The organism is Pontibacter aquaedesilientis, from assembly GCF_014773225.1.
In the GTDB taxonomy this organism is placed as follows: Bacteria; Bacteroidota; Bacteroidia; order Cytophagales; family Hymenobacteraceae; genus Pontibacter; species Pontibacter aquaedesilientis.
The window spans coordinates 360,726-386,407 of sequence record NZ_JACXAJ010000002.1; the positions used below are offsets into that span (position 1 = coordinate 360,726).

Sequence of the window (25,682 nt, forward strand, 5' to 3'; positions counted from 1 at the left end):
TAGGCACAATTGACCGTGATGATTTTCAAGAATAAAGACTCTTTTTTTGCAGACTTGTTGGCAGAACAGGGCAGGCCGTTGGTGATCGCAGGGCCTTGTAGTGCCGAGAGCGAACAGCAAGTGATGCAGACCGCCGAGGCGCTGAAAAAACTGCCTGTCCACCTGTTCCGGGCAGGTATATGGAAACCGCGTTCCAGACCGAATACCTTTGAAGGGATAGGTTTGCAAGGACTTGCCTGGCTGGGTCGCGTGAAGCAGGAACTGGGTATGCGTGTGACCACCGAAGTAGCCACCGGTCGCCACGTAGAAGAAGCCCTGAAGCAAGGTATAGACGTGCTTTGGATAGGTGCCCGTACCAGCGTAAATCCATTTGCGGTGCAGGAAATAGCCGATGCCCTGAGCGGCGTAAACGTGCCTGTGATGGTCAAAAATCCTGTCAACCCTGACCTGGCCCTTTGGATCGGAGCGATTGAACGCATGTACCAGGCGGGTATAACCGATTTGGCGGCCATTCACCGTGGTTTCTCATCGTACCAGCCTTCGAAGTACCGCAACGCTCCGCTTTGGCAAATCCCGATTGAGTTGAAGGCCCGCTTCCAGAACTTGCCTGTGATTGTGGACCCCAGCCATATCGGCGGCACCCGTGAACTGATACACCCGGTTTCGCAGCGGGCACTCGATTTGGGATACGACGGCGTGATGATCGAGACGCACCCGAACCCGTCCCAGGCCCTGAGCGACCCGGAGCAGCAGGTAACGCCAGCTGCCTTAGCCGATATTCTGAATAAGCTGCAAGTGCGTAAAACCAACTATGACGACGCCGAACTGGTGAACCGGGCAGAGGAACTGCGCCTGAAAATTGACGCGGCCGACCATGACCTGATCGGGGTGCTGGCTCAACGCATGGCTTTGGTGGAGCAGATAGGCGAGTATAAGAAACTGAACAACGTGCAGGTGCTGCAACTCGAGCGCTGGAAAGAGATTTTCAAGACCCGTGCAGACTGGGCCTCCGAGGCAGGTATAAACCCGGCTTTCGTGGAAGAGCTATACAAACTGATCCATGTGGAGTCTATCCGCAAGCAAACCATAATTATGCAAGCCGGCAGTCCAGAAGCCAAGCCTAACACCAAGTCGGGACAGATTCCGTAAGTATATACCTGAACGTCGGTCAAAAGCCGGCGTTTTTTCCTTAACTTATACCTGTCAAAAACAAATTCCGCGTGACCGAAAGCATATACATCGGGCGAACCATACTGCCGCAGCTACAACAGGTGCTGCAAAACCTCGCCTTTTCGAAAGTAGCCGTGCTGGTAGACGAAAACACCCTGCACCACTGTTACCCGCTTGTGAAGTCTCACTTGCCAGAGCATGATATCATCCAGATAAATAGCGGCGAAGAACATAAAACGCTCCAGACCTGCGAGTATATCTGGCAACGCATGACGGAGCTTAATCTGGACCGCTGGTCGGTGCTTGTGAACCTGGGCGGCGGTGTGATCGGGGACATGGGTGGTTTCTGCGCGGCCACCTTTAAGCGGGGAATGTATTTTGTGCAGGTACCCACCACGTTGCTAGCGCAGGTAGACGCCAGCGTGGGCGGCAAAACAGGTATAGACTTCCATGGACTCAAAAACCACATAGGAGTTTACAAAGAACCACATGCCGTCATCATCGATCCCACATTTCTGAACACGCTGCCACAGCGGCAGCTCAAGTCAGGCTACGCCGAAATCATCAAGCACTGGCTAATTGCCGATGCGACTGCCTTTGAAGAGCAGCGCCATATCGGTCTTTTCACTGAGAACTGGGAGGCTTTGATTCGTCACTCAGTAGGTATAAAGTCGGCTGTGGTGGAAGAAGACCCATTGGAAGCGGGCTACCGCAAAGTGCTCAATTTCGGCCATACCGTGGGGCATGCCATAGAAAGTTACCTGCTGGAACAACCCGGCCGCGAACTGCTGCATGGGGAGGCCATTGCTGTAGGTATGCTATGCGAGGCTTTCCTTTCTGTGAAAAAGGACTTGCTCAACAGGCGGGAGCTGGATCAGATCGAGACTTTTATGGTATCGATTTATGAGAAGGTGAAAATTACCGAAGAAGACATTCAGGCACTGAGCCAACTGGCTTTGCAGGACAAGAAGAATACCCGTTCTACTATTAATTGCACCCTGCTGCAAGGTATAGGCAAGGCTGTTTGGGACCAGCCTGTTACCTTAGCCGAAATACAGGAATCTTTGCGCTATTACCAATTACTATGACTAAAACCGTTACTGTTTCTCACCCATCGGGAATTCTGAAAGGCCAGGTGCAACTGCCTGCATCCAAAAGCGAAGCCAACCGTGCGCTGATCATCGCGGCGCTGGCAGGTGGAGAATCCGAACTGCAAAACCTCTCCGAAGCTAATGATACACAGCTCCTGCAAAGACTGCTCAGCAGCGATTCGGATACCATAGATGCCGAGGATGCCGGTACCGTCATGCGTTTCCTGACGGCCTATTATGCTGTAACAGGTCAGACAAAAACGCTTACCGGAACGGAGCGGATGTGCCAGCGACCGATTAAAGTGCTGGTAGAAGCCCTTCAGGAACTGGGCGCAGGTATAGAGTACCTTGGCGAGGAAGGTTACCCACCCTTGAAAATAAAAAGTTTTACCGGCAGCGACAAGAAGCGGCTGAAAGTGCGCAGCGATATCAGTAGTCAATACGTATCGGCCTTGCTGATGGTGGCGCCTTTGCTGCCCGAAGGCTTGGAGCTGGAGTTGGAAGGTAAAATCAGCTCAAAACCTTATATTGAGATGACCCTGGCGTTGATGAAGCAATTCGGGGTAGATGCCAGCTTTGAGGGAAATACGATCACGGTGCCGCACCAGCCTTATCAGCCAGCCACTTTCGCCGTGGAGTCGGACTGGTCGGCGGCCAGTTATTGGTACAGCATGGTGGCATTGGCCAAAGAGGCGGATGTCACTTTGCTGGGTTTGCGTGAGGCTTCCCACCAGGGCGACAAAGCCATTGTGGAAATCATGCGCAGATTGGGCGTCTATACCGAATTTATGCCGGATGGGACACGCCTCACAAAAAAACGCGCGGAGAAGCGAGTGGCGTTTGACTTCAGCAACTGTCCGGATCTGGCACAGACCATTGTGGCGCTTTGCGCCGCCTCTGGTACAGCAGTCGAAATGACCGGGTTGGAAAGCCTGCGCATCAAAGAGACAGACCGTATCCAGGCTTTGCAGATCGAAGTGTTAGGTATAGGGGCCTCCCTGGAAGAACGAACGCCTGGGGTGTTTCAGATGAACCCTTCTTTGATGATCGATCGGGAATTGAATTTCAGGACTTACCAGGACCACCGCATGGCCATGGCCTTCGCACCGATCGCCTTGTTACAGCCAATCCAGATTCAGGAGCCGGAAGTGGTGCGCAAATCCTACCCGCGTTTTTGGGAGGATCTGGAGAAAATGGGTTTTGAATTAAGGTATAGCGAGCAATAAACAAAGGCATAGAAAGACAAAATATGAAACAGAGATACCTATACGGTGATGCAGATCTGATCGAAGAGATGTTGTCCAGTTTCGAATTGATTGAGACAGCTGCTGGAGGCTTCGCGGCTGTCTACAAGGAGCCATCTGCCCGATCTTTTTGGTTGAAATACTATGCAACCGCTGCCACGCAGGGAGGGGGCTATCTCACCCTGATCAGGTTGCCGGCTCCGGGCACCGAAGAACTGATAGATATCGCAATTTCGACAGATTACGAAGATGAGGCTGTGGCGGCTTTACTCAGGTTGCTGGACGAGGAGGCGATAGAGCAGAAAAATTTCCGGCATACGCTGATTAAAAGGCTGGAGCAACTTATGCTGGGGCGGGAAGTGAATACAGAACGCCTTATCAAAGTTATCAAACTATCTAGCCTGGATGACCCGACTAACAGGCGTGAGTTGCTGGAGAAAAGCAATGAGCAGATCGAGGAGGATGCGCTTTATTTCAGTTCGATTGCTGAAAAAGCGAAAAACCTGCTCAGCAGGCTGCAGCGGTAATTAGCTATGCAGGGCCTTTATAATTTTCTGTAAATACTCGGGCGCTTGCAGTAGCCTGCTGCCGTACCAGCTGAACATCTCCCCATCTACAATCTTCACCTTCGCTTGCGGGCAGATGGCCTGAAACTCAGCGAAGTGTTTTTCCTGAAAAGGGTATGGCTCGGATGACAGAAGAATCAGCTGTGGGTTCGCAGCCTGCAGTTGCTTAGCTGATATTTCCGGGTAGCGGGGCTGATCGGCGAAGACGTTTCGAAAACCGCAGCGTTGTAGCATGTGGTCGATAAAGTTGTCGCTGCCCACCGCCATGTAAGGCTTGCGCCAGATGAAGTAAGCGGCAGGTATAGCAGGCTCTATAGGTTGCAGCTTGCAGAAGCCTGCAGCTATACCTTGCGAAAGTTCCTGTGCTTTAGCTTCCGTACCCGTCAACTGTCCTACCTGACTGATCATCGCCAGGGTATCTTCCAAGGTATAGATATCGCTCATCCACACCGGGTATTTCTCCTGCAATTGGGCTATACCTGCTTCGTAGTTTTCTTCCTTGTTTCCGATAATCAAATCGGGCTGCAGTTCATCGATCACCTCCAGCTTAAAGTTCTTGGTGCCGCCTACAATGGTTTTCTTCTTCACTTTATCGCTTGGGTGAATGCAGAATTTGGTCAGGCCAACAATACGGTCTTCCAGCCCCAGATCAAAAAGTAGTTCTGTTTGCGAGGGCACCAGCGAGACAATGCGCTGCGGCAATTGCGGCAGCGTGATCTGGTGGCCCATCTGGTCGGTGAAGGTCAAATCAGGAAGTTATGCGAAGAGGATCTTGTAGCGCTCCTTTGCACCATAGAAAGGTACAAAAGACTTCAAAACATCTGACCAGGCCATGCCTAGGTACTTTCTTCGAAGGTTAAAAATCAAGGGTAGGTATACCAGCAGTAGTAGGAACGGAACAGTCAGACTCGCGCTGTCTGCCTTGTTGATGTAAAGGGTGAGTAGGGCGAAAGGCATGACAGTTGCAAGCCAATAGAGGTAACGGTTCATATAGGGATAGGTATGTTTGTTAGGGTTTAGCAAAATATAGCCGGCGCCACTCGTGGTAGCCTATTCCAGGTATGACAGCTTTGAGCGTTTCTGTAAGGCGCATACCTACTTGCTTCCGACGGCTATTAATTACCAAAGCCTGTAGCACGGCAATATTCACGATAAAGACAATTGGAGACGATACGTCTTTCCAAACATACATGCTGAAAAAGAATGCGAGCCAAGGCAGCGACATCAAAGCCCAAAAGAGGTAACGGTTCATAGCTATCAGATTAATGATAGGTGAATATACACAAATTTCAACATAAAAAAACCACACAATGCACGCTGGCGCTGTGTGGTTTCTCTCGGGCTAAAAGTGATTTCTATTTCAGGTATCGGAAGTCCTGATTGTCCTCGATTTTTAGCAGTGTTTCGTAAATCAGTTTCGTTACGTTCTCTACGTCGTCTTTGTGCACGGTCTCCACTGTGGTGTGCATATACTTCAAGGGAAGCGAGATCAAGGCCGAAGCCACGCCGGCATTGGAGTAGGCAAATGCGTCGGTGTCGGTGCCGGTTGCACGTGAAACGGCTGAGCGCTGGAACGGAATCTCTTTCTCCTGAGCGGTATTGATGATCAGGTCGCGCAGGTTGTTCTGCACTGCCGGACCATAAGCAATCACAGGGCCTTTGCCGCAATGGATGTCGCCGCTGTTCTTCTTGTCATACATCGGTGACTGGGTATCGTGCGTCACGTCGGTAATGATGGCCACATCCGGTTTAATGCGGTGCGCGATCATTTCAGCACCACGGAGCCCGATCTCTTCCTGCACCGCATTGACGATGTACAGACCAAACGGCAGTTTGTGCTTGCGCTCGTGTATCATGCGGGCCACTTCGGCAATCATAAAACCACCTACGCGGTTGTCCAGCGCACGACCTACGTAGAACTTGTCGTTCATCACCGTAAACTCGTCTTCGAACGTCGCCACGCATCCTACGTGTATGCCCATTTTCTCTACTTCCTCCCGGTTGCTGGCACCGCAGTCTAGAAACACGGTCTCGATGGTAGGAGCTTTATCGTTCTCGACCTTGCGCACGTGGATGGCCGGCCAGCCGAAAACAGCTTTCACAATACCTTTGGAGGTATAGATGTTTACTCTTTTGGAAGGGGCGATGAGGGCGTCAGAACCACCGTTGCGTTTCAGGTAAATGTAGCCCTCCGGTGTAATGTAGTTCACAAACCAAGAGATTTCATCGGCGTGTGCCTCGATCACCACTTTATACTCAGCCTCCGGGTTGATCACACCCACCACAGTGCCGTAGGTGTCTACGAAGTAATCCTCAATATAGGGCTTTACATACTCCAGCCACAATTTCTGGCCTTCAGACTCAAAGCCGGTAGGGGAGGAGTTGTTCAGGTATTTCTCTAGAAACTCAAATGATTCTTTTCTCATCAGGGTCAGTTAACAATTATCAATAATCAGTTATCAGAAGATAACGGGTTAAAGCAAGGTTTGTTTAACAGCGCCTTGCTCACTGTTTAATGCTTACTGCTTACTGTAAATCTGTTTACTGTTAAAGCGGAATATTTCCGTGCTTTTTGCGTGGCAGGCTTACCGCTTTGTTTTCCAGCATTCTGAAAGCCTTGATCAGTTTGGCGCGTGTCTCGCTTGGCATGATCACCTCGTCGATGAAGCCACGGTGGGCGGCACGGTATGGCGTTGCGAACTTATCTTTATACTCCTGCACCTTCTCCGCCAGTTTCGCAGCTGGATCTTCGGCTTCAGCGATCTCACGTTTGAAGATGATCTCAGCGGCACCCTGCGCACCCATCACTGCAATTTCGGCAGTTGGCCATGCGTAGTTCATATCGGCTCCGATGTGTTTGGAGTTCATTACGTCGTAAGCACCACCATAAGCCTTGCGGGTAATCACCGTAATACGCGGCACTGTGGCCTCGCAGAAGGCATACAATAATTTTGCGCCATTGGTAATGATGCCACGCCACTCCTGATCGGTGCCTGGCAGGAAGCCCGGCACGTCTTCGAGTACCAGCAATGGCACATTGAAGCTGTCGCAGAAGCGAACAAAGCGAGCTGCCTTGGTGCTGGCGTTAATGTCGAGTACCCCGGCAAGCACGGATGGCTGGTTGCCCACAATACCGATGCTGCGGCCACCCAGACGGGCAAAACCCACCACAATGTTCTCACCGAAGTTTTTGTGTACTTCAAAGAAAGAGTCCGCATCGATAATGCCCTCGATCACCTCCCGCATGTCGTACGGCTGGTTTGGGTTTTCAGGTATAATCGTGTCGAGCACAGCACGCGTTTCGTCGGCTTGTTCCTCATAAGGTACAGACGGTGGCAGTTCTTCGCAGTTCTGCGGCACGTAGCTCAACAGTGTTTTGATGTAATTGATACACTCCACTTCGTTGGCGCAGGAGAAATGTGTGACGCCGCTCTTGGTGCTATGCGTGCTGGCGCCGCCCAGTTCTTCGGAAGTCACGTTCTCATGCGTTACCGTTTTCACCACGTTAGGGCCGGTCACGAACATGTAAGACGTGTCTTCCACCATCATGATAAAATCGGTAATGGCAGGGGAGTACACTGCGCCACCCGCACATGGTCCCATGATGGCTGAAATCTGAGGGATAACCCCAGAGGCCAGTGTGTTGCGGTAGAAGATGTCGGCATAGCCACCCAGCGAAACCACACCTTCCTGAATACGGGCACCGCCGGAGTCGTTGAGACCAATCACAGGCGCACCGTTTTTCATGGCCAGTTCCATAATCTTCACGATCTTCTCGGCATGGGTTTCAGAAAGCGAACCGCCCAAAACTGTGAAGTCCTGCGAGAAAACGTATACCAGGCGACCGTTGATGGTGCCGTAGCCGGTTACCACACCGTCGCCGAGGTAGTATTGCTTGTCCAGACCGAAGTCTTTGGAGCGGTGCATCACAAACTTGCCGATTTCTTCGAAAGAGTTTTCGTCCATCAAGAGGTGAATGCGCTCGCGGGCCGTCAGTTTGCCCTTCTTGTGCTGTGCTTCTATTCTGTCCTGTCCGCCGCCTAGCAAGGCCTCGGCGTTTTTGCGGTCCAGCGTTTCGATCTGGCTCTGTCTGATATCTCCTGCCATGAAATGGGGTATAGCTGTTTGATTGAAAATCGATTGATTAATTGTCAAATTTAAAAACTATCAGCCGAAATCAGCTACAATCATGGCAGAATTTGAATCTATACCTGTGCAGATCTTGTCAATAGGGAAAAAAATAAGGGCTGCCCTGTGAGGAGCAGCCCTTAAAATAGAAGTCTTATACCTTATTCGGTGGATTTTTCACCGTCGCCAGACGACTTAGTTGGTTCAGTCTCTTCTTCTCCATCGTTCAAAGCGCTTTTGTTCTTTTTACCATTGCTCTTCTTCGATGTGAAAATCAGTTTCTCTTCACCTTCCTTGTAATCTACCATCATGGTGTCGCCTTGTGCGATCTCGGCTTTAAGTATTTCCTCCGCAATCGGATCTTCGATATACTTCTGAATAGCGCGGTTTAGCGGACGGGCACCATACTTCGGATCATAGCCTTTTTCAGCCACAAAATCCTTGGCTTTATCGGTGAGTTCGATCTTGTAGCCAAGCGCATCAATACGCTTGAACAGCTTGCCGAGCGACAGTTCGATGATCTTGTGCATGTCCTCACGACCAAGTGAGTTGAACACAATCACATCATCCAGACGGTTCAGGAACTCAGGCGAGAAGGTTTTCTTCAGCGCACTGGCAATTGTGCCTTTCATGATGTCATCCACATTCTCCTGCTTGCTCTTCGACATGAAACCGATACCGGCACCAAAGTCCTGCAGATCGCGGGCACCTATATTAGAAGTCATGATGATGATCGTGTTACGGAAGTCAACCTTGCGGCCCAAGCCATCTGTCAGGATACCATCATCCAACACTTGCAACAACAGGTTGTATACATCCGGGTGCGCTTTCTCAATCTCGTCAAGGAGTACCACAGAGTATGGCTTGCGGCGGATCTTCTCCGTCAGTTGACCACCTTCTTCGTAGCCAACGTAGCCCGGAGGTGCTCCCACTAAGCGAGATACACTGAACTTTTCCATGTACTCACTCATGTCGATACGCACCAGCGCGTCGTCTTTGTCAAACAGGTAAGTAGCCAGTACTTTGGCAAGCTCCGTTTTACCTACACCAGTCGGACCCAGGAATACGAACGAGCCGATCGGCTTTTTCGGATCTTTCAGGCCAACGCGGGTACGCTGGATGGCTTTCACCAGTTGCTTGATAGCTTTCTCCTGACCGATTACTTTTCCGCTCAGTTCGTCGGCCATATTCAATAGCTTCTGGCCTTCGTTTTGGGCGATACGCTTTACGGGTATACCTGTCATCATGGCAATAACCTCTGCCACATTTTCCTCTTTTACCGTATAGCGCTTCTTCTTGGTCTCCTCTTCCCAGTTCTTTTTAGCTGACTCGAGCTGGTCTATCAGTTTTTTCTCTTTGTCACGCAGCTGGGCAGCCTCTTCGTATTTCTGGCTCTTCACCACACGGTTTTTCTCGCCTTTGATGTTCTCGATCTGCTCTTCAAGTTTCAGGATATCTTCAGGCACCACAATGTTGTTGATGTGCACACGTGCACCGGCTTCATCGAGTACGTCGATGGCCTTGTCTGGCAAAAAGCGGTCACTCATGTAACGATCACTGAACTTCACGCAGGCCTCAATCGCCTTGTCAGTGTAGTTCACGTGGTGGTGATCCTGGTATTTGTCCTTGATGTTATTCAGGATCTCAACCGTTTCTTCCGGCGTGGTAGGGTCTACCATCACAATCTGGAAACGACGGGCAAGCGCACCGTCTTTCTCGATGTACTGGCGGTACTCATCGAGCGTAGTTGCACCAATGCATTGGATCTCGCCACGGGCAAGTGCCGGCTTAAACATATTGGATGCATCCAGCGAGCCAGAGGCACCACCAGCACCCACAATCGTGTGTAACTCATCGATGAACAGGATCACGTCCGGAGACTTCTCCAGCTCGTTCATCACGGCTTTCATACGTTCCTCGAACTGACCACGGTACTTCGTGCCAGCCACCAGCGAGGCCAAATCAAGGGTTACCACGCGCTTGTTGAAGAGCACACGGCTTACCTTTTTCTGCACAATGCGCAAGGCAAGTCCCTCAGCGATAGCAGTTTTACCAACGCCAGGCTCACCAATCAGGATCGGGTTATTCTTTTTGCGGCGGCTCAGTACCTGTGCCACGCGTTCAATTTCTTTCTCACGGCCCACAATCGGGTCGAGTTTGTCATCTTCTGCCAATTTGGTCAGGTCGCGGCCAAAGTTATCGAGCACCGGGGTGCGTGATTTTTCGCCGGGTTTCTTGCTCGAGCTGCTGCCAGCCCGGGAAGAAGAGCCAAATAATTTGTCAGAATCATCACTATCGTCTGTGTCAGACGACGCCAGTGGATTATTGCTATGATAATCCAAAGAGTCTCTTATCGCTTCGTAGTTCACGTTGAATTTCGCTAAGATTTGTGAAGAAATATTGTCCTCATCCCGAAGGATGGATAATAAGAGGTGTTCAGTACCTATTATATCACTCTTGAAGATTTTGGCCTCCAGGTAAGTAATCTTAAGCACCTTCTCTGTTTGTTTGGTAAGCGGGATGCTGCCGGTGATGCTGCTGTTCTGAGAAGCGGTGTTTCGGGTAGCCTGCTCCAAAGCGTACTTCAGTTCATCTATCGAAACGCCCAGCTTCTTCAGCAAGGCAATGGCAGTACCTTCTCCTTCCCGGATCATGCCCAGCACCAAATGCTCGGTGCCAATGTAGTCATGCCCAAGTCGGATAGCTTCCTCACGGCTGAGTGAGATAACCTCTTTCACTCTGTTTGAGAATTTAGCTTCCATGTATACTTTATAAAAAAATGTAAAGGTCTAAAAATGTTGTAACTGGTTGAGGTTAACAGGATAAGCCTCTGTTTTTAACAAGTCCTGCAGTACAAAGGTTTAGTTTTGCAGTGGCATTATTGTAAGTAGGAGAGCGACTTCGGACCCTGTGTAAACAACAAGTCAATTATACTAAGGTCTTGTACAAATTGTTTGCCAAATACTTGCGTATAGGGTTGTACGTACAAGTTGTCAGGAATGATTTTAGGATGAATCCTATTTCTGAGGTCGAGCACCCCCGCTGGATGCTCTGATTGAAAGTTGTCTGTGAAGCCTATTGCCCGATCCAGTTTCAGAAATTTAAGATAAAGCCGCAATAAATCAACGTTCAGGTCAAACAAATATTTCGGCTGCCGCTCATATACCTCCCGGATATAGTCGCTGTAAAACTCGAAATAAGGCGCCCGGCCATAGGCGGCCTGTATGGTGCGCCAGTGCACGTTGTACCATTTCTGGCTATAGTCAATCTCTATTTCCGTAATAGGGGTCTTGTCTTTGCTGCTGCCACGCAGCACCGGCACGCTAAGCTGCACCATGCCCTGTGCCGTGAGCACATGGCAACGACTACGGTAGCTTTGTTTTACGTAGTTTTCGTTTTTCTCCAGCAGTAAACCATCCGACTTTAGTGCCTGCGTGAAGTACTGGATGGGAGGGTGGTACATGATTTCGGTAAGAAGAAGCAAGGGAGTATGGAAGTTAAAAAGTTAGAGAGTTTGGGAGTTAGAAAGTTTAGAGCTGCAAATTCTGAGTCTCAAGCTGAAGTGCAAATTGTCTGCTATTTCGGATTTGTAATCCGGAATCGTCTGTTTTGCGGATTTTCAATCCGCTTGCCTGCCGATAGCAACTGCATTTGCTAAGCGGATTACAAATCCGCTGGCCATGAACTTCCGGATTGCAAGTCCGAAAGAGCAGTTTTACAGCCCTCTTTATACCTGCAGTCCTGCGACCTGTGTCTTACAACCTATGTCCTTTCCCTGCTAAATAAGCATGATTTCTTTAATTTCATAATGCAAGTATAGGTCGTACCTTTGCAGGCGATTATACCCGTGAAAGAAACTCCGAACATACCTGCCCTGTATTTCCCGCTCTGGTGGTTGCTCAAAGGCCTGTCTTTGTTGCCGTTGTCAGTGCTATACCTGCTAGCCGACTTTTTGTTTGTGCTGGTATATTATATTATCGGCTACCGCAAAAAAGTCGTGTTTCAAAATTTGCGCAATTCCTTTCCTGAAAAGCCAGAGAAGGAAATACAAGGTATAGCCAAAGCCTTCTACCGACAGTTCCCCGACCTGATCATGGAGATTTTGAAACTAGCCTCGATGGACGCAGCCGAAATGAGACGTCGCATTGTGTTCTCCAACCAGGAGCTGCTGGATAATTTTGTGCGGCAAGGCAAGACCGTCATCACGATGGGGTCTCATTCCGGAAACTGGGAATGGGTGTTGCCAGCCGGAGCGGTGCAGTTTGGTTTCCCGGCCGAAGGGATCTACCGCCCCCTCAAGAGCAAGTTCTTTGAGGAGTTTATGCTATACCTGCGAGGTCGGCTTGGTGCCCGCCTCATCAAGATGAAGGACACCATGCGCGACTTTGTGCGGAACCGCAAAACAGCGCGGGTGGTTGCCATGCTGTCGGACCAAACGCCCCCTTACGGAGAGATACAGTTCTGGACAACATTTCTAAATCAGGATACCCCTTTCTTTGTCGGGGCCGAGAAGTTAGCCAATGCCTTTGGCTGCCCGGTGCTGTTTCTGGATGTGGAACGGGAAAAACGCGGTCATTACCGACTTACTTTCGAAGTGCTGTCCGACGGAAACTCTAAACCCGAAGAAGGCGCATTCCCCATCACGGAAGCCTTTGCTCAAAAACTGGAGTCCTCGATCCGCCGCAACCCCGCCAACTACCTCTGGACGCACAAGCGATGGAAACACCAGCGGCCGCAGGCCGCAAGTTCTGAGTAATGAGTTCTGAGTCCCGAGTTGATTTTCCAGGTTATTTGCACAAACTCATAACTCATAACTCGAGACTCAGAACTCCTAAAGATACTCCTCTACATCACCTGCGCCTTCTCTGAGCACCTCAAAATTATTGGCGGCATCGACTACAGTAGAGGCCACATTGTTGCCGGGGCCGCCATCGATTACGGCGTCCACTAGGTTGCGGTATTTATCATAGATCAGTTCTGGGTCGGTGCTGTACTCGATCACTTCGTCTTCGTCGTGGATGGACGTGGAGAGGATGGGGTTACCGAGCTCCTGCACCAGTGCCAGGGCAATTTTGTTGTCGGGCACGCGTATACCCACGGTTTTCTTTTTGCTGCCTGCGTAGCGGGGCACGCGACTGCTGGCGTCGAGAACGAAAGTGAAGGGGCCGGGCAGTGCCTTTTTCATCACTTTGTAAGTAGGCGTGTCTATCTTGGCATAATCGGAGATATGTGTCAGGTCAGAGCAGATAAAGGAAAGGTTTACCTTATCGGGTTTCACGCCTTTGATCTGACACACGCGCTCTACCGCCCTTGTGTTGTGGATGTCGCAGCCGAGGCCGTAGATCGTGTCGGTTGGGTAGATGACGATACCACCGTTGCGAAGAATCTCGACGGCTTCCTGTATCTTTTTGGGCTGTGGGTTATCCGGATGTATCTGGAGGAAAACAGCGTTGGGCATAGTTTTATCTTGATTTTAGTGCGTTACCTAAGGCATACTGTAGAAATGCCAACCGCGTTGCAGGTATGGCCTGCTGCCGGGGTTAACGCAGCATTCACACAGAAGCTCGCTCAAAATTAGTCAGATAAGCAAGATTAGTGTTATTTTTGTAGCCTAAACTATACAGGGCCGGAACCTAAATATTTTTCCGGACTTTTTATTTTCATTATGGCTAACGAAGTCACCCCACGCAGACGCGTCAAGAAAGAGAAAAGCATGTGGATACCAGGCATTGTCGTGCTGTTGCTGTTCCTGTTTGTGAGCTTTTCCTATTATGCCTACCAAATTGTGTATACCGCCAACGTAGACACCAAAGGTCAGGACACCTATGTATACATCCCAACCGGCGCCGACTACAAGCAGGCGCTCGACTCAGTAGAGGCTACCGGTGTGATCATCGACCGCCTGTCGCTGCGCTTCATGGCCAAGCTCATGGACTACGACGAACTGGTGAAGCCGGGCAGGTATAAGATCGAGAACGGCTGGGGCAACCGCCAGTTAATCGGAGTGCTGCGACTCGGGGAGCAGTCGCCACTTAAGCTTACCTTCAACAACATCCGCCTGCGCAGCCAACTGGCTGAGAAACTGGCTGCTGCTGTAGAGCCATCGGTAGAGGAAATCGACAGCCTGCTCAACGACCAGGTTTACCTGCAATCGCTCGGATTCGACACCACCACAGTGGTGAGCATGTTTATACCGAACACGTACGAGGTATACTGGACCATCACAGCACCAGAGCTTATGCAGCGCATGAAATCTGAGCACGACCGCTTCTGGACAGCTGAGCGCAAAGCTAAGGCCGAGAAAATGGGCCTGACTCCCAAAGAGGTATCCACGCTAGCCTCCATTGTGCAGGCCGAAACCATCAAAAATGACGAGAAACCGCGTGTGGCCGGCGTATACCTGAACCGACTGCAGAAAGGCATGAAGCTCGAGGCTGACCCAACGGTGGTGTATGCCGTGCGGGACTTTACGATTCGCCGCGTTCTCAACGTGCACCTGCAGCAGGACTCCCCTTACAACACGTACCGCTATGCAGGCTTGCCTCCGGGCCCGATCAACGTTCCAGATATCTCCAGTATCGACGCCGTACTGAATCCGGAAGAGCACAAGTACATTTATTTCTGCGCGAAAGAAGACTTCTCAGGCTACCACAGCTTCGCTGTGACGCACGCCGAGCACATCGCCAACGCCCGCCGCTACCAAAGAGCACTGACGCAGCGGAATATTTTAAAGTAAATTGTTTAATTGCTGCATTGTTAAATTGTTGATTCGCAGTTTTTATAAACTCCTTTAGTAGGTTAACCATTTAACAATTTAACCATTCAACCATTTAATCAATGTTCGAATCAGAAGTACAGATACGCGTGCGCTACGCCGAAACCGACCAGATGGGCTATGTCTATTATGGCAACTACGCGGCCTACTACGAAGTGGCCCGTACGGAGGTGTTTCGTCGCTTGGGTATACACTACAAAGAGATGGAGGCGACAGGCACCATGATGCCCGTGCTCGAGCTCAAGTGCAAGTATATCCGCCCGGCCAAGTACGACGATCTGCTCACGATCAAGCTCTTTCTGAAGCACAAGCCCCATGGCTCGCGTATAAAGTTTGAGTACGAGGTGTATAACGAGGAGCAAACCTTGCTGAACGTGGGCGAAACGACGATGGTGTTTGTGGATATGAAATCAGGACGCCCGACAGCTATACCTGCGCTTATACACCAGAAGTTGGACGGATACTATAGCGAATGAGGCTGAACCAGCAATATCTGAAACGCCGCAGAGCGTACCGCAAGTTCATCGTCTTTCTGAAGAGGTGGCGCTTTAATAACGGCCAGTCTTCGGTATACGAGGTAGCAGATGTGTTGCTGGGTGAGCTCAGACTGGACTCGATTACCAAGCGGGCATCCTACATGGCGTTTAACTTTACGCTGGCCATTTTCCCGACTATCATCTTTCTCTTTACGCTCATACCTTATGTGCCCAGCATTTTGTCGCTGGACTTGGGCGAGAGCATTCTCAACTTCTTGTCTGACTTCCTGCCCGAGGAGATGTATACCGTGGCGTATGGAACGATTGACGACATTGTGAACAAACCTCGAGGAGGACTGCTTTCCTTCGGCTTCCTCTTCGCCCTCATTCTGTCTACCAACGGCATTATGTCTCTGATGGACGCCTTTGACAAAAAGTACCACACCTTTTACAAGCGGCCATACCTGAAAAAACGGGTAATTGCCACGGTGCTTACTATTGCGCTTTCCTCTATTCTGTTTCTGGCTGTCGCGACGATCTTTTTTGGGCAATGGATATTGGATGTGCTGGTCTTTTATGAGGTTGTAACAGAAAGCTATACCTATACCTTGATCGTGATGCTGAAATATGTGGCCATTGTGCTGCTGTTCCTGCTGGCTACCTCGCTTATCTATTATTACGTGCCTGCCATACAGGACAAATGGCCTTTTTTCTCGGCTGGCGCGGTAGTCGCAACTATCCTGATCTTTCTGGTGTCGATGATCTTCTCGCTCTACATCAGCGCCTTCGATACTTATAACAAATTTTACGGGTCGATTGGGGCCCTCATCGGTCTGATGATCTGGCTCGATTTCGTGTCCATGATTTTGATCCTGGGCTTTGAGATTAACGTGAGCATTGATTCCGTGACCAAGCGACTGACTCGCAAGACGGCACAAAATGCAGCGCAAGCCGCTTCTGCAGCAGCATAAGCAACCTTAGGCCAGGTATAGCCAAAGTAGGAGAGGTATAAGTTGAAATCAGAGTAAATTTTTAAGCTTCAAAATCAGAGGCTTATGCTCGAAATGCTAAATCCGGCTAAAAATATTGCCGTATAGTTTTGATAATTCAACTCGGTACTATACTTTTGTGCTCGATTCAATTACAGAGAGTTGGCGGAGTGGTCGAACGCGGCGGTCTTGAAAACCGTTGACTGTAACAGGTCCGGGGGTTCGAATCCCTCACTCTCTGCTGGTAGCAATACCAAAGAGCAAAAAGCCCGTAAATCAGCGATTTACGGGCTTTTTCGTTTCTGATGTACCGTCCTGAAATAGGTTGACACCAACATCAACCTATTATGGAAAAAGCAGCGCAGAAAAAAAGCAAGCGCAGCCAGCGCGATTATACCCTGGGCTTTAAACTGGCCGTGGTGGCCGAGGTGGAGCAAGGAGATCTCACCTACAAACAGGCTCAGAAAAAGTACGGCATCCAGGGGCGAAGCACCGTTCTGGTTTGGCTCCGAAAGCACGGACGCTTAACTTGGGACTTCAACCAAGGCACCATGTCACAGACACCCAACCAACGCATCAAAGAGCTGGAGGCCCAGCTGGCCGCTTCCGAGAAAAGAGCCAAAGAGGCCGAGCTCAAAGCCAAACTCTTAGACACCATTATCGATGTGGCCGAGGGCCAGCTGGGGATTCAGATCCGAAAAAAGTCTTTACCCAAACAGCCGACAAACTCAGAGAAGGGAAAGCGATGAGTTTGTCAGAGGCCTGCCAACTGTTTGGGTATTCCAGGCAAGCCTATTACCGGCGCCAGGCAAGAGCGCTGGATCAAAAGCAGACGGCCGAGCAGGTCGTGGGGCTGGTGCGGCAGATCCGCCTGCGGATGCCGCGCCTGGGCACCCGCAAGCTCCACCACCTGCTCCAGGGCAGCTCCGGGGCCTGAAGGTGGGAAGGGACAAGTTCTTCTCCATCCTCCGCGACAGGGGGCTGCTGGTCAGGCCAAAGAAAAGCCACCGTAAAACCACTGACTCAAAGCACTGGATGAAAAAGCACAGGAACCTGGTGGAGGGTGTCAAGATAGCGCGCCCTGAGCAGGTATGGGTGGCGGACATCACCTATATCCCCACCAGGGAGGGCCACAGCTACCTCTCGCTGGTGACTGACGCCTACTCCAAGAAGATCGTGGGCTACCAGCTTTCAGAGGACCTGCGCGCGGAGGGGCCCGTCAAGGCGCTGAGGATGGCCGTTGGGGGAAAGAGGTACGGCCACGGGCTGATCCACCACTCGGACCGGGGGCTGCAGTACTGCTCCGAGGAGTACCAGCAGCTGCTGGAAGAGGCCCAGATAAAACCGAGCATGACCGAGAAATACGACCCTTACCAGAACGCGGTGGCCGAGCGCGTGAACGGCATTCTGAAGGGTGAGTTTGGCCTGGAGCGGGGCTTTGCCCACCACCTGGAGGCAGTGCGGGTGATCGCCGAGTCAGTGGGCATCTACAACAGCCTCAGGCCCCACCTCTAGTGCCATTACCTGACACCGGAGCAGATGCACCTCCAGCAGGAATTGGAGGTAAAACAGTGGAAAAAGAAAACCTCCAACACAAACGCATTGGAGGTCTCAAAATAAAAAGTAATTTCGTCTCAAAACCGTCAACTTATTTCAGGACGAGACACTTTACAATGGCCTAAAATACGGGGAAGCTTACACTGTTCCAGGCTTCCCTCGCTTCTGGGTAGTAGGTCCTGAGTTCTTCCCGAGTACTGGCATTGCTTGAGCTGACGCGGGCAATGTCCCTGATGTAGCGCTGTGTCAGCTGTTGGTTAAAGGTGTTGATGCCATCCTCACAATCCTGGCTCAGGCTTACTGCCTTAGGGGTAGAGGTGGGGGCTTCTGTTTGCGCAGCCGGGGAGCATGCCCCCAGCACGCTAAGTGACAGGCATAAAGTAAAGGCTATGCTAAAGTTTTTCATTTTGCAGGATGATAGAATGGTACTTTCTTTTTCAGGGAATCATGCAATGCGTACGCAGCCCAGGAGTTCCAAAGCTAAGGGGCGGTGGACGTGGCTATCCGTGGCTTTGTAAAATTATAGGTCAGACCGAAGAAATGGCCGAAAGAGAATTTCTCGTAAGTGGGAATTTGCCCTTCAGTGCCTAAGTCATAGGGCCTTTTGGTGTCCGCTTTGATGTTGTCGGAGATAGTTTGCACTGAACCCATGGAAAGGCCATAATGAAAAACCAAGCGCTCCTGCTTTCCAAGGATGAGTCCCAGGCCTGACAAAAGCTGAAACTTCTCGTCCGGGCTGAAGAGGGCACCCACGCTCAACGCAGGTCTCACCCAGGAACCGCCTCGCAGGGAGGCATTGATGGTAGACCCAAATCCAACCTGATAATTCCCCTTGTTGCGTGAGTGTACCAGCTTCTGCGTTTGCTGGGTATCGTTCACTGTGACAAGTGTGTCCGTGGTAAAGTACTCCTTGTTCACGAGTGAGGTGAGAAATATCCCTCCACTGACATCGATTTTGATACCGCCTTTCAACCAGATGTTATAAGAATATTTGTCAATGAGGCTGCTGACTGCCGCAGTGTTATCGAAACGCTCCAAAGTGATTTCCACAGCGTCGATATTTTTGCCGTTAACATCCAGGGGAAGCGTATAATTGTCGAAGCGCAGGCTGTATAGCTTATCCAAGCTCTTTTTGATGCTATCTGTGCTAGCAGTAAGTTCCTGAATCTGGGTCTTATATTTATTTTGGAAATCGTCATCCTGGTAGGCAGCTGCCTCCCCATTTAGGATGTCGTGATCATAGAGTAATACTACCAATTCCTCTGTTAAAGCGTCTCTTTGACTTTCAAAAGTGCTTCTATTTAAGTAATCAGCTGCAGAAATAGTCGCAGTATAGCTGTTTGCTCTAGAAAGCAGGTTTTTCCCCTTGAGCGCTAAGATGCGGGCCGCACTCAAGATAAGCTCTTTGTGCCCTTTTGCATCTGTAGGAGGGGTTGTAGCAGGAGCAATCTGCAGCTGGTTTTTCTCGGACGAATTAGTCGCTATAAGGTATTGGGCGTGAGCGGTATTTTTATTTACATGATTGATTGAGTCTTTCATTTTTTTTCCTTTCTCTACAACATCATTATTGGCTTTCCAGGATGCCAAAACCCTGTCCATCGGGGTTGCATCTTGCTGCTCGAAAAAATTGACGGAGCGGTGATTAAGGACATACCTGTATTTAAAAGGATTGGCATTGATGAGCTCGAAAACAATTAGTTCATCGGTTTGGGCAACTAGCCTTCTGCGAGCATTGTCTGATTGAAGTAATTTTGGATTGGGTTTACTTAAGTCAAGGGTAAAAACGGCTGTTTCTATATTCTTTTGGCCGTTATTCAGACTAGCTTGAACGGGGAGGGGATTACCACCTTTTTTAGATAGAGAGGCACAACCCATGAAAGAAAAGCACCCAAGTAGGAGTATTGTAACAGCCAGTGCAGTAGAGCGTATATTCTTCATGCGTATCATGGTTTAAATTTAAATTATTGTAATAATAGTTATAATTTATTGAAAAATTTCATAAGGTATTTAAAAACAAATAGTTAATATATTTATGCGGGATATAGCAATGAGGTCAGTGAGCTACCAGGGGTGTCTAGCTCAGCCTGCTTATGGTCCTAAAAACGGGCCCGGGTAGTGCACATGACAGCCTATAGCGGTGAACCTTACCGAGTGGTTGTATTCCATTGCTTGCAGGTAGGGGTAAGGGACAGCCTGACATGAAACGCTGATTTTTATAGGACGGCCCATAGGTTCTTCAACCGCATAGACGAAGTCAAACAGGTATAACTTTGCAGGCATTACGTATCCTAAAAGTATATCCTTTGCGAAGGTATGTGGTCGGCTGAAGGCTATATTAAATTTTACACAAACCCCCGTTTTTCCACGACAAACACTTTTTTGCCTTTGAGTACCAGGACTACAGACCTTGACTTTTGTTTGCCTGGACTGGCTGGATGGTTTGCGAAGTATAGAAGCCGTTACCTCTTTGAGGAGTCAGGGGAATACACTTGGTTTGTTTCCAGAATTTCCCCATGCATAAATTTATTCGATTGGTCAAACAACCGGCAAAAAGACTGTCGGAGCAGATTTTGCTTTCATAAGTAAGCCACCTGTAGGTATCAGCCTTGCTGGGAAATGGCAGTGGGTAAAATGACAGCATGAGCCTCTGCTCGTCTAAAAGGGCGTATTACTGTTGAACAGCCCCAATGTGAAACAGACAATGGAATTTTTAGGTAATATGGCTGCATAAAGTGATTAAAAGCTATTTGTCGAACAGTAGATAGGGGTTCGAGCCGATCCTGTCACGTTTAAAGTAAATGCTCAGAAGCCTTTGGTTTTTCCTCGACAGGGGGCTATCGAAAGGGAAGTACATGCGCATGTTTTCAAAATGGCCGTTGCGGGGCTTCCTGGACTTTCGGACAAAATAAATAGTACCTGTGAAGGAAGCGACATCACCTGTGTCTTTTCGTTCGGAAAAGGAGAGCGGTGGCTGGGTCGTATTGTCGAAGGTACTCTGGTATATGAGCGCGTATTGCTTAAACCCCTCAAAGTGCACCGGTTCCCTCAGTGCCTTGTCAGCCGGGATATACAGTTGAAATTCGTTTTTTATAAGCTCAGTGATTCCACTGATTTCCAAAAAATTACGATTTGCACCATACTTTAGGCTCCATACATCTACCGCCTCGCCGCGCTTGGCATCAAAAGCAATCTCACCGGAGTCGTTTAGCTTACCAAACAGGATAACTTTGAAATCATAGGCGTTGAGCTGATTCGGCGGTATATCCCGCTCAGCGTAACGGTTCCTGTAGTGATTAGAGATGGTAGAAATATAAATTACGTTTTGCTTTGTCTCCGATAGCAGCAGGTACTCTATTTCAACAAGGATACCCCCGGGGGCCGCCTCCTGATACCGGCGTGTGACCAAACGTTTTCGCTCCCCGTCGTTTTCCTCATACAGTCTGCGCACATAGAGTTGGTAACTACCGTCCAGGGTGATGCGACCTACCTGCTGCCTGTTTGTTGGCAGGCTCTCCTCGCTGTAGGAGCTATAGGTGAGGTGCTTGCCGCATCCAGTCAGGAGCAGGGCAACAGTCAGTAAATAGGGAATCGTGCGCATTATCTTAGACCTAATGTTGTGTTTCCCCTATTAAAGTGTCCGCTTAAGGAAAGATGCGGCTGGTATGGGACCAGGTGAAAACTGTCAAACAAGGTCCAGTGAATCCAATGCTGGGCATCAACCCGCACATAGTTATACCCTTTGATACTGGCTCCGTAATGCTGCGCCACATTGGTCACTGTCAGGCTCCATACACTTTTATTATAGTCCTCCTGCACCGGATCGCGGTAGTTCATATAGGCCAGGTACATCTTGTTCGACAGCTCGAAGGCGTTCAGCGTATATCCGGTATGCTTGTGGTAGCTCACCTCTACCAAGCTGGCTACCGTATGAGGCTGTCCGTGATAGCTTACTACAGCCCCCCCTGTATAGTACCTGTCTTTTCTGTCCCCGATGCGGGTGTGTGATATCCCTATGCCGCCGTCATTATAGTAGGATATCTGAAAGCGGTTCAGGTGCACGTTGACAAACCCGACCCGCTGGTTTTTCTTGGATTTATCAGATGTGAAAATAAAATTGGTCCCCACGCTGACGGAGTTTCGGAAAGGATTCTGCAGGGGAGGAATAACAAAATCACCGAAATAGTACAAGGGGACCATGCGTGTTTCCACGAACGGCTGGTTCCGGCTGTATAAAAAGTTCTTATCCCCGGCCGTTAGCATGACAGAAGTGATAAAGTCGAATGTAGGTTTGAACGTGAACCGCTGGTTCCTGCTGCCCAGCCCGCCATTGTAAAGCTGCAGCTCCGTGTTGAGAGAGGGGTGTAAACTTGATTTCAAAAAGTTGGAGGCCACCCCCGTGGAAGCGACCAGGCGGTAAACCGGTGCCGGTGCATGCTTCGAGATCCCCAGTTCAATACTGGCCTTCAGGGAAAACCCGTATTGGAAAGCATAGGGGTTAGCCCTGGTGTCAACAGGTGTTTGCGCCGCCAGTGGAGTAAGTGCGGCCAAAAATGCAAGCAGTAACAGGCACCTCTTTGTCTGAGCGGCGGCTTTAGCCGGGTAAATACTGGGAATATGGAACATTTGTCTCTTCATTACAGGATAATGGCACCGTTTAATCCAAAAACAAGCTGGTCGATATGCGAGAGGGACCCGTGCCGGAACCGCTGCCCATAATAGCTGCCGAATGCGCCGGCAGACATTGTTTTGGTTCTGTTCATGACCCTGCTCACCTGGAAATGCAGCGGAACAGAGAATCGGCTGACTTGCCTGCTGGATGAGAGCTGGCGGCGCCCTTGGTTTTCAGTGCGGTTGATCAGCACTCCCTCGATGTTATAATCCAGCGCAGGGCCTGCCATCAGGGTCCACTGGTCAAACCGGCCCAACTGCATAAAAGGCAATACAAGGACACCGATATAGCTGGCCCGAAGTGCGCTTTTGCCCATGCGGTTGTTTCGTGCCGGCTCCAGGACACCGTCACTGTTGGGGCTCCATGCCGTATCTTTCCAAACCAGCCGGTTGCGTCCGGCCCGCAATCCGGCAGTCATGTAAAGGGGCTCTTTCCCGATGCGGATATGTTTTTCCCTGAAAAAGGCGTACGGGTACACCACTTGAAAGCTCCACGAGGGTGCAAGGGCTTGGGGTCCAATCCGGCTGGTGCTGTAACCGTGTCCCACCGACAGCTGCAGGACATCAAAGTTCACATAGTCGTGTTTTGAGGTGGTGGCCTCTTCCAGCGGCAGCAGGGATTCCGGAGTTCCCCCCTTCACGTGGGGCTGGGAAAAGCCCTTGGCAGCAAGCAGCAGCAGTCCACCGAAAAAGAAATAGAAGCGCATCGCCATATCAGAAATAGTCAAGTATAAATTTCTTTCCATTCTCGTAAAACAACTTTTGCATTTTGACCCTGCTATCCTCCAGGCTGGTGATAAGGGGTTGCCCCGTTCGGTGTGGCTCATGAAAATCTTCCGCGTGCAGCTGGGCAAAAATGTAGGCGTACACGACCATCCTCCGATGTAACAGCGGGAGATAGGAGGCCGTGGGGGCAAAATCAATCGGGTCAATCAGGCCGTCATAGTCACTGCCCAGGGCAACAATATCCCAGGGGGCTTTTCGCAGCGTCACATCATCAGGCGTATATTGGAAAAAATAGTTGTTCAGCGCGTTCCTCTCTGTATCAGGCAGTCTTTCAGCTGCTTGCTGGTAGGAGGTAAGCCGAACAATATAAAAGATGTTCCGCAGCAGTGGCTCAACCTTCAGGTATTCTATGACTTTGAGGTTATCGGGCGTTAATTGTAATTCCTGCAGCTTTTCAGGAGGAAGCGAATCGCTGATTTCCTGGAAGCGACGCGCCATCTCCTTTTCGTAGTCCTCAGTGTAGTTGGGGGCAAAGGCCCCCAACTGGCGAGGGTCCAGCAGCAGGCCTATGATGCCGTCTGATTTATTTATTTCGATAATCTCCTCATCAAACAGGTTCAGGGACCAAGGGTAAAACCATCCGGCGGTCTTGTCTGCCGCCAAGTCATACCCGCTGAAAGGGTCATAGGTGGCGTCGCTGGTCAAAAGGGTGGGGTCCCGGAAATTTAATGGCTGATACATGGCTCTTTCAAATGAGTTCAGGTCCCTGGAGTATCCGCGCCCCTCCATAACGCCCTCGCGCCAGTACTTTGCCCGGGCTACCGGATCTTCCCCTTTCAAAATCGATTTCTTGTAAAAAGCCCTCGGGTCCTCCGATTCCTGGTACCGGTCAAAATTGGGCCGCAGGCCGGTGGCAGCGGCCATGGCCTGCTTTTCACCGCTGACGGCAAAATGCGAGGCTACAATGGGTATTGGAATACCCAGTTCCTTTTCCAGCCGCCTTCTCTGGTAGTAATACTGGATGCGGGCCTTCACATCCATGTGCTTCACATCAATATAGGTCGGCTTCCCGTATTTTGTCGTGGTAGGATCAACGAAAGCTTTTACGACATCAAGGCCCAGCTTCTGGCAGTGCAGGTCATTGAAGCCATCATACTCCTTGTTGACGATGCTGTTTCTGACAGTCGGGATTTTGGAAAGCAGGGCAGGCAGCCGGTGCTGGTAGCTCTCGGGGTCCCGGTCAATGGTTTTGGCAAAGCCCACGACATGGTTTTGCGCAAAGTGCCCTAGGGTAATGAAGAACAGCCGATGGGGTAAGTTTTTGAGCAATGAAACGTTGGACAACAGCTCTTCTCTGATCTCCTTTTCCTGTCCGTGCTCATTATCGTTTTGGGGCTTGCCGATGTAGCCTTTTCTACCGGACAAGGGGCCGTACAGCACCTGTGCACCCTCTATGGTCATCAGCATCGGACTGATGATGACCCTGTCGGGGTCGCTGCTGTCGAGCTGTGCATTATGCGCCAAAGCCGCGCGTAATTCCCCGTTGTCCCTGACCAGCTTTACCTGGCTATAGTATTGCTGCGGCTCCCCATGACCAACGGTTTCACCGTCTTTCTGGTATAGCGCTGTGGGAAAGGTGACGTGTACCGGGCGTACGGAGTCCTGCAGCTGCGAGAAGTAGTACTCAGCCAAGAAGTCGTGCAGCGGAGCATGGGCAGGTGTGCTGTAATACCGAAGCCGTCGCATGCCCATTTTGGATACCAGTTTACCGTTAATCAATCTCTTGATGAAGCTCAGGGCATACTGTTTCTCAAAAGGGTAGAAACTGTTGCAAAGGATGGAACCGGGGGTGTATTTCAATTCTGCGTAACTGGCTTGGTCATAATTGCGCAAATCTGACGTCAATCCTCTTTGCAGCGCCTTTCTTTGCCGGGGTTTGCGGGAGAGGAGATAGCTTTCCCAATTGTCAGCGCTCATGGCCTTCTGCTGCGGTGTAGCCGACTGGAAGTGCGCCAGCAGTTCCGGGGTGAAGCGCAGCTTTCCACCCGTAGTGTCAGAGCCGGCCAGGATCAGCTTCATGTCCTCTGCGGTCTTTGGTCTGTTGTAGTGCTTATAGGTAGGGTGAATGTGCAGGTCGGAGAAAGAGGAGAAGGCGTCCTGTGCCTCGCTTGCAGGGGAGAACTTTAAAAGCAGTACCAGCTGGACAATCAGGATCTTTCGCATAGTCTTGTTGTAATAGTATAATATATTACTTTTATATTTCAATAATGTTTTGGTTATTATAATAATTTT

At 50.2% G+C, this 25,682-nt stretch carries 22 protein-coding genes, 1 tRNA gene and 1 pseudogene; 10 read left to right on the top strand and 14 right to left on the bottom strand.

The window, feature by feature from the left end:
• Positions 1-18: 18 nt before the first annotated feature.
• The 4 genes from H9Q13_RS06530 to H9Q13_RS06545 all read left to right on the top strand — a co-directional run bounded on the left by H9Q13_RS06530 (position 19) and on the right by H9Q13_RS06545 (position 4,032).
• The gene (locus H9Q13_RS06530) at positions 19-1,149 is read left to right on the top strand and encodes a bifunctional 3-deoxy-7-phosphoheptulonate synthase/chorismate mutase type II (protein ID WP_191182965.1); all 1,131 of its coding nucleotides are present in this window, start codon (positions 19-21) and stop codon (positions 1,147-1,149) included.
• 71 nt (positions 1,150-1,220) lie between these two features.
• Positions 1,221-2,258, top strand: coding sequence for a 3-dehydroquinate synthase (gene aroB, locus H9Q13_RS06535; protein WP_191182966.1), 1,038 nt, complete (start codon positions 1,221-1,223; stop codon positions 2,256-2,258).
• A complete protein-coding gene (locus H9Q13_RS06540) occupies positions 2,255-3,487 on the top strand; it encodes a 3-phosphoshikimate 1-carboxyvinyltransferase (protein ID WP_191182967.1) in 1,233 nt (410 codons plus the stop codon). Before aroB ends, H9Q13_RS06540 begins: the two co-directional genes overlap by 4 nt.
• A 23-nt stretch (positions 3,488-3,510) precedes the next feature.
• Positions 3,511-4,032, top strand: coding sequence for a hypothetical protein (locus tag H9Q13_RS06545; RefSeq protein ID WP_191182968.1), 522 nt, complete (start codon positions 3,511-3,513; stop codon positions 4,030-4,032).
• Here the strand turns inward: H9Q13_RS06545 and H9Q13_RS06550 are convergent, their stop codons facing one another.
• From H9Q13_RS06550 to H9Q13_RS06580, 7 genes are all read right to left on the bottom strand, one after another.
• Positions 4,033-4,800 (bottom strand): ABC transporter substrate-binding protein, encoded by a 768-nt coding sequence (locus H9Q13_RS06550; protein ID WP_191183348.1) that lies wholly within the window; start codon positions 4,798-4,800, stop codon positions 4,033-4,035. It lies immediately after the preceding gene.
• A 27-nt stretch (positions 4,801-4,827) separates the two neighbouring features.
• Positions 4,828-5,061 carry a hypothetical protein gene (locus H9Q13_RS06555; protein ID WP_191182969.1) on the bottom strand — a complete coding sequence of 78 codons (234 nt, stop codon included), beginning with the start codon at positions 5,059-5,061 and terminating at the stop codon, positions 4,828-4,830.
• A gap of 19 nt (positions 5,062-5,080) precedes the next feature.
• Positions 5,081-5,323, bottom strand: a complete 243-nt coding sequence (locus tag H9Q13_RS06560) for a hypothetical protein (protein ID WP_191182970.1) — start codon at positions 5,321-5,323, stop codon at positions 5,081-5,083.
• Between the two features lie 103 nt (positions 5,324-5,426).
• Positions 5,427-6,497 carry a M42 family metallopeptidase gene (locus H9Q13_RS06565; RefSeq protein ID WP_076422737.1) on the bottom strand — a complete coding sequence of 357 codons (1,071 nt, stop codon included), beginning with the start codon at positions 6,495-6,497 and terminating at the stop codon, positions 5,427-5,429.
• Between the two features lie 121 nt (positions 6,498-6,618).
• The gene (locus H9Q13_RS06570; RefSeq protein ID WP_191182971.1) at positions 6,619-8,178 is read right to left on the bottom strand and encodes an acyl-CoA carboxylase subunit beta; all 1,560 of its coding nucleotides are present in this window, start codon (positions 8,176-8,178) and stop codon (positions 6,619-6,621) included.
• 182 nt (positions 8,179-8,360) lie between these two features.
• On the bottom strand, positions 8,361-10,961 hold the full coding sequence (locus tag H9Q13_RS06575; protein ID WP_191182972.1) for an ATP-dependent Clp protease ATP-binding subunit: 2,601 nt from the start codon (positions 10,959-10,961) through the stop codon (positions 8,361-8,363).
• Between the two features lie 116 nt (positions 10,962-11,077).
• Positions 11,078-11,683: a WbqC family protein gene (locus H9Q13_RS06580; RefSeq protein ID WP_224744123.1), complete on the bottom strand. Its 606-nt coding sequence runs from the start codon at positions 11,681-11,683 to the stop codon at positions 11,078-11,080.
• Positions 11,684-12,046: 363 nt separating this feature from the next.
• On the opposite strand from H9Q13_RS06580, the gene H9Q13_RS06585 reads away from it, so the two are divergent.
• Complete coding sequence (locus H9Q13_RS06585) at positions 12,047-12,955, top strand: lysophospholipid acyltransferase family protein (protein WP_317173880.1); 909 nt, start codon at positions 12,047-12,049, stop codon at positions 12,953-12,955.
• Between the two features lie 75 nt (positions 12,956-13,030).
• Here the strand turns inward: H9Q13_RS06585 and H9Q13_RS06590 are convergent, their stop codons facing one another.
• Positions 13,031-13,657 carry an L-threonylcarbamoyladenylate synthase gene (locus tag H9Q13_RS06590; protein ID WP_191182973.1) on the bottom strand — a complete coding sequence of 209 codons (627 nt, stop codon included), beginning with the start codon at positions 13,655-13,657 and terminating at the stop codon, positions 13,031-13,033.
• Positions 13,658-13,864: 207 nt separating this feature from the next.
• On the opposite strand from H9Q13_RS06590, the gene mltG reads away from it, so the two are divergent.
• From mltG to H9Q13_RS06615, 5 genes and pseudogenes are all read left to right on the top strand, one after another.
• Positions 13,865-14,935, top strand: a complete 1,071-nt coding sequence (gene mltG, locus H9Q13_RS06595) for an endolytic transglycosylase MltG (RefSeq protein WP_224744124.1) — start codon at positions 13,865-13,867, stop codon at positions 14,933-14,935.
• A gap of 101 nt (positions 14,936-15,036) precedes the next feature.
• Entirely contained in the window at positions 15,037-15,450 is a 414-nt protein-coding gene (locus tag H9Q13_RS06600) for an acyl-CoA thioesterase (protein ID WP_007653357.1), read from the top strand.
• A complete protein-coding gene (locus tag H9Q13_RS06605) occupies positions 15,447-16,421 on the top strand; it encodes a YihY/virulence factor BrkB family protein (RefSeq protein WP_191182974.1) in 975 nt (324 codons plus the stop codon). The genes H9Q13_RS06600 and H9Q13_RS06605 overlap by 4 nt, the downstream gene beginning before the upstream one ends.
• Before the next feature lie 174 nt (positions 16,422-16,595).
• Positions 16,596-16,680 (top strand) — tRNA-Ser (locus tag H9Q13_RS06610).
• Positions 16,681-16,786: 106 nt separating this feature from the next.
• Positions 16,787-17,954: pseudogene (locus tag H9Q13_RS06615) on the top strand (IS3 family transposase).
• A 163-nt stretch (positions 17,955-18,117) separates the two neighbouring features.
• Here H9Q13_RS06615 and H9Q13_RS06620 read toward each other — a convergent pair.
• From H9Q13_RS06620 to H9Q13_RS06645, 6 genes are all read right to left on the bottom strand, one after another.
• Entirely contained in the window at positions 18,118-18,402 is a 285-nt protein-coding gene (locus H9Q13_RS06620) for a hypothetical protein (RefSeq protein ID WP_191182975.1), read from the bottom strand.
• A gap of 74 nt (positions 18,403-18,476) precedes the next feature.
• Complete coding sequence (locus H9Q13_RS06625) at positions 18,477-19,934, bottom strand: hypothetical protein (protein WP_191182976.1); 1,458 nt, start codon at positions 19,932-19,934, stop codon at positions 18,477-18,479.
• A gap of 805 nt (positions 19,935-20,739) precedes the next feature.
• Complete coding sequence (locus tag H9Q13_RS06630) at positions 20,740-21,594, bottom strand: hypothetical protein (RefSeq protein ID WP_191182977.1); 855 nt, start codon at positions 21,592-21,594, stop codon at positions 20,740-20,742.
• Positions 21,594-22,631, bottom strand: a complete 1,038-nt coding sequence (locus H9Q13_RS06635) for a polymorphic toxin type 23 domain-containing protein (protein ID WP_224744125.1) — start codon at positions 22,629-22,631, stop codon at positions 21,594-21,596. The genes H9Q13_RS06630 and H9Q13_RS06635 overlap by 1 nt, the downstream gene beginning before the upstream one ends.
• Positions 22,631-23,410, bottom strand: coding sequence for a hypothetical protein (locus H9Q13_RS06640; RefSeq protein ID WP_191182979.1), 780 nt, complete (start codon positions 23,408-23,410; stop codon positions 22,631-22,633). Before H9Q13_RS06640 ends, H9Q13_RS06635 begins: the two co-directional genes overlap by 1 nt.
• Positions 23,379-25,613, bottom strand: coding sequence for a hypothetical protein (locus H9Q13_RS06645; RefSeq protein WP_191182980.1), 2,235 nt, complete (start codon positions 25,611-25,613; stop codon positions 23,379-23,381). Before H9Q13_RS06645 ends, H9Q13_RS06640 begins: the two co-directional genes overlap by 32 nt.
• Between the last annotated feature and the right edge of the window lie 69 nt (positions 25,614-25,682).

Coding starts and splice junctions, on each gene's coding strand:
- H9Q13_RS06530 (WP_191182965.1), top strand. CDS start 19: ATGATTTTCAAGAATAAAGACTCTTTTTTTGCAGACTTGTTGGCAGAA.
- H9Q13_RS06540 (WP_191182967.1), top strand. CDS start 2,255: ATGACTAAAACCGTTACTGTTTCTCACCCATCGGGAATTCTGAAAGGC.
- H9Q13_RS06545 (WP_191182968.1), top strand. CDS start 3,511: ATGAAACAGAGATACCTATACGGTGATGCAGATCTGATCGAAGAGATG.
- H9Q13_RS06550 (WP_191183348.1), bottom strand. CDS start 4,800: ATGGGCCACCAGATCACGCTGCCGCAATTGCCGCAGCGCATTGTCTCG.
- H9Q13_RS06555 (WP_191182969.1), bottom strand. CDS start 5,061: ATGAACCGTTACCTCTATTGGCTTGCAACTGTCATGCCTTTCGCCCTA.
- H9Q13_RS06560 (WP_191182970.1), bottom strand. CDS start 5,323: ATGAACCGTTACCTCTTTTGGGCTTTGATGTCGCTGCCTTGGCTCGCA.
- H9Q13_RS06565 (WP_076422737.1), bottom strand. CDS start 6,497: ATGAGAAAAGAATCATTTGAGTTTCTAGAGAAATACCTGAACAACTCC.
- H9Q13_RS06570 (WP_191182971.1), bottom strand. CDS start 8,178: ATGGCAGGAGATATCAGACAGAGCCAGATCGAAACGCTGGACCGCAAA.
- H9Q13_RS06575 (WP_191182972.1), bottom strand. CDS start 10,961: ATGGAAGCTAAATTCTCAAACAGAGTGAAAGAGGTTATCTCACTCAGC.
- H9Q13_RS06590 (WP_191182973.1), bottom strand. CDS start 13,657: ATGCCCAACGCTGTTTTCCTCCAGATACATCCGGATAACCCACAGCCC.
- mltG (WP_224744124.1), top strand. CDS start 13,865: ATGGCTAACGAAGTCACCCCACGCAGACGCGTCAAGAAAGAGAAAAGC.
- H9Q13_RS06600 (WP_007653357.1), top strand. CDS start 15,037: ATGTTCGAATCAGAAGTACAGATACGCGTGCGCTACGCCGAAACCGAC.
- H9Q13_RS06605 (WP_191182974.1), top strand. CDS start 15,447: ATGAGGCTGAACCAGCAATATCTGAAACGCCGCAGAGCGTACCGCAAG.
- H9Q13_RS06620 (WP_191182975.1), bottom strand. CDS start 18,402: ATGAAAAACTTTAGCATAGCCTTTACTTTATGCCTGTCACTTAGCGTG.
- H9Q13_RS06625 (WP_191182976.1), bottom strand. CDS start 19,934: ATGAAGAATATACGCTCTACTGCACTGGCTGTTACAATACTCCTACTT.
- H9Q13_RS06630 (WP_191182977.1), bottom strand. CDS start 21,594: ATGCGCACGATTCCCTATTTACTGACTGTTGCCCTGCTCCTGACTGGA.
- H9Q13_RS06635 (WP_224744125.1), bottom strand. CDS start 22,631: ATGAAGAGACAAATGTTCCATATTCCCAGTATTTACCCGGCTAAAGCC.
- H9Q13_RS06640 (WP_191182979.1), bottom strand. CDS start 23,410: ATGGAAAGAAATTTATACTTGACTATTTCTGATATGGCGATGCGCTTC.
- H9Q13_RS06645 (WP_191182980.1), bottom strand. CDS start 25,613: ATGCGAAAGATCCTGATTGTCCAGCTGGTACTGCTTTTAAAGTTCTCC.